Origin of the sequence: Paracraurococcus lichenis, from assembly GCF_030657435.1 — a bacterium.
Lineage (GTDB): Bacteria > Pseudomonadota > Alphaproteobacteria > Acetobacterales > Acetobacteraceae > Paracraurococcus > Paracraurococcus lichenis.
On record NZ_JAUTWS010000497.1, the window covers coordinates 1 to 431 of the forward strand.

Below are 431 nucleotides of genomic sequence, written 5' to 3' on the forward strand. Positions count from 1 at the left end.
CGTCCAGCAACGCGACACGCCGCTGGTGAGGATGGCATCCGTGACATGGCCGCTCCGGGTCGCCGCGGCCCCCAGCAGCAGTTCGAGGAAGGTGGTGCGCGCTCGGGCGGGCACCGCCAGGGCGATGCGCCCAATGAGAGAGGCCAGGATCGGCGGGACAGTGGTGGATGACACGGCGTGACCTCCCCACAGTGAAGGACCACACCCTGCAACCGCGGCACCCAGGAGAGGTCGCCATGGCCGCTGATCCCGCCATCCTCAAACGCATCCGCGCCTGCCCCTTCGCCCGCGGCGGGCGTGTGTTGGTGCGCTATCGCGCGAACGGATACAGCTTGCTCGCTCGCCGCTCCGGCGAGCCCTTGGCGCGGCTGCGGCTGACCGGCGAGGGCGATGATGTCGTGCTGCTCTACCCGTCGCATCGGGGTGGCTGG

General features: G+C 70.5%; 1 protein-coding gene. It reads left to right on the forward strand.

The genetic code is table 11. The annotated features are described in order from the left end of the window. Positions 1-236 precede the first annotated feature (236 nt). Positions 237-431: hypothetical protein (locus Q7A36_RS40960; RefSeq protein WP_305109505.1), on the forward strand; the 195-nt coding region annotated here is incomplete at its 3' end.